At 69.3% G+C, this 2,785-nt stretch carries 2 protein-coding genes; both read right to left on the minus strand.

Annotation, left to right across the window (positions count from 1 at the left end):
* Positions 1-996 (minus strand): uroporphyrinogen-III synthase (locus L0P92_RS43685; RefSeq protein ID WP_234768687.1); only part of this gene is annotated, 996 nt, incomplete at its 3' end.
* Positions 997-1,161: 165 nt separating this feature from the next.
* On the minus strand, positions 1,162-2,544 hold the full coding sequence (locus tag L0P92_RS43690) for a nitrate/nitrite transporter (protein WP_234768688.1): 1,383 nt from the start codon (positions 2,542-2,544) through the stop codon (positions 1,162-1,164).
* Between the last annotated feature and the right edge of the window lie 241 nt (positions 2,545-2,785).

Consider the following 2,785-nt stretch of genomic DNA (forward strand, 5'->3'; position numbering starts at 1 on the left):
CGCCCGCAACAACTCCGCCCGCGGCACCACCCACCCCGGCCGCCGCGAAAGCGCCCGCAGCAACGACATCCCCGCCGGCGGCACCGGCCGCAACACCCCGTCGACCAGCACGGCATGCCCCCGGATCTCCACCCGATGCCCGGCGATCGGCAGCGACCGCGCCCGCCCGGGCAACTCCTGACACAGCAACTGCACGAGCGGCCCGAGCCGAAAACGCTCGGGCTGGACGGTGTCCACCCCGAGGGCCTGCAGCGGCAACGCGGTGACCGGCCCGACGCAGGCAGGCACAACATCGTGGTTGAGAGCGGCGAGCAGTTCGGGAAGCAGCCCACGCTCCTCCGCCCGCGACAACAGGGACGCGGCGGCCGGGGCACTGGTGAAGGTGACCGCGTCCAGACCGCGCGAGACCGTGGCGTCCAGCAGCCGGTCGACCGGCCCGATGTCCTCCGGCGGCAGCCACCGGTACACCGGCACCCCGAGCACCTCGGCTCCCCCGGCCTTCAACGACTCCACGAACCCGGGCAGCGGCTCCCCGTGCAGCTGGATGGCGACCCGGCGCCCTTCGACGCCCTCCTCCAGCAGCCGGTCCAGCACCTCGGCCATGGACTCGCTGGACGGCGACCAGTCCTCGGTCAGCCCGGCGGCCCGTACCGCGCCCTTGACCTTGGGTCCGCGCGCGAGCAGCTCGACGCCGCGCAGCCGGGCCAGCAGGTCCTCGCCCAGCCCCCATCCGTCGGCGGCCTCGATCCAGCCCCGGAAGCCGATCGCGGTCGTGGCGACCACGACGTCCGGCGTCCGCTGGATGATCTCCTTGGTGGCGGCGAGCAGTTCGCTGTCGTCGGCGAGCGGCACGATGCGCAGGGCAGGGGCGTGCAGCACGGCGGCGCCACGCCGCTGGAGCAGCGCCCCGAGCTCGTCGGCCCGGCGCGCGGCTGTGACGCCCACGGTGAACCCCTCCAGGGGCCCGTGTTCGGGTTGCTGCTGTTCGTCGTACATAACTCTCGTCCCGCACTCGAGTCGTGGTGCTTGCGGCAGATGCCCACACCAAGGGTGGCCGTTGGTGCGTCCTGATCGCACTCTTGGTGGTTACACCTGCATGCCGAGCGAGCCTGTCAACGGTGCGTGACAGGCTCGGTTCGGCTGGATGTCAGCGGTGTTACGTCACACCTCTGCGTAGCTGAGCTGCGGTTTTGCCTCCGTCGCCGTTGTGGCGTTGGTCTCGGCGGCCGCCGGGCGGCGAAGGTATACGGCCCAGGTGACCGCGAAGCAGACGCCGTAGAAGGCGAGGAAGGCGACGAAGGCGCCGGTGCCGGAGCCCACGCTGAGGAAGGACTGGCGGAAGGCGAGGTTGATGCCGAGTCCGCCGAGCGCGCCCACCGCGCCGATCAGGCCCATGGAGGCACCGGAGAGCCGGCGGCCGTAGGCGGCGGCCTCCTCACCTTCCAGCCCCTTGGCGACGGCCTTGGCGTGGAAGATGCCGGGGATCATCTTGAACGTCGAGCCGTTGCCGAGGCCGGTCAGTACGAACAGGGCGATGAAGGCGACGGTGAACAGCGGCAGCGACTCCTGCATGGAGGCCACGATGATGACGCCGGTCGCGGCGGCCATGGCGACGTAGTTCCACAGCGTGATCTTCGCGCCGCCGAACTTGTCGGCGAGCGAGCCGCCGACGGGGCGGATCAGGGAGCCGAGCAGCGGGCCGATGAAGGTGACGTAGGCGGCCTGGAGCGGCGTACGGCCGAACTGCGTCTGCAGGACCAGCCCGAAGGCGAAGCTGTAGCCGATGAACGAGCCGAACGTCCCGATGTAGAGGAAGGACATGATCCAGGTGTGGGCGTCCTTCGCGGCGTCCTTGGCGGCGCCGGTGTCGTTCTTGACGGACGCGATGCTGTCCATCTTCAGCCAGGCGAGGACGGCGGCGATCACGATGAACGGGATGTAGATCCCGAGCAGCAGGCGCGGGCCGCCGCTCGCGCCGATGACCGCGAGACCGATGAGCTGTACGACGGGGACGCCGATGTTGCCGCCGCCGGCGTTGAGTCCGAGGGCCCATCCCTTCTTCCTGAGCGGGAAGAAGGCGTTGATGTTGGTCATGCTGGAGGCGAAGTTCCCGCCGCCGACACCGGCCAGCATCGCGCACACCAGGAACGTGCCGAACGACGTCCCCGGCTCCATCACCACGTACGCGGCGACCGTCGGCACGAGCAGCAGACTGGCCGAGACGACGGTCCACATCCGGCCACCGAAGACGGCCACGGCGAAGGTGTACGGCACGCGGACGACGGCGCCGACCAGGGTGGCCATGGAGACGATGGTGAACTTGTCGGCGGGGGTGAGCCCGTACTCCGGGCCCATGAACAGCACCATCACCGACCACAGGGTCCAGATCGAGAACCCGATGTGCTCGGAGAGGACGGAGAAGAACAGGTTGCGCTTGGCGACCTTCTCTCCGGTCTCGTTCCAGAAGGTCTCGTCCTCGGGATCCCAGTGCTCGATCCAGCGACCTCCCCTGCTCGCAGCGGGGGCTGTGCTACTGGCTGTCATGACGCCTCCACGGTCTTCGGGGCTCGGTCGCTGTACGGGTGACTGATCCGAAGGTAGGGAGGGCTCGTTTCCGCGCTGTGGCACCGAGTGACCGGAAAGGAACTTTGCTCTCACCCGGCGAGATGGGTGGATGAGAGGTTTGTTGGCCGTGCCCTGGATACGTCCCCTATATAGGGGACGTCCGCATGGGGCGCCTCAGCGCTGCGGAGGCTGCCAGTGGGGGTTCTGCTGGGGGTAGGGC

Source organism: Streptomyces muensis, assembly GCF_021474425.1.
Lineage (GTDB): Bacteria > Actinomycetota > Actinomycetes > Streptomycetales > Streptomycetaceae > Streptomyces > Streptomyces muensis.

Bases quoted from the DNA above. Each gene is read 5' to 3' on its own strand.
- L0P92_RS43690 (WP_234768688.1), bottom strand. From the start codon at position 2,544: ATGACAGCCAGTAGCACAGCCCCCGCTGCGAGCAGGGGAGGTCGCTGG.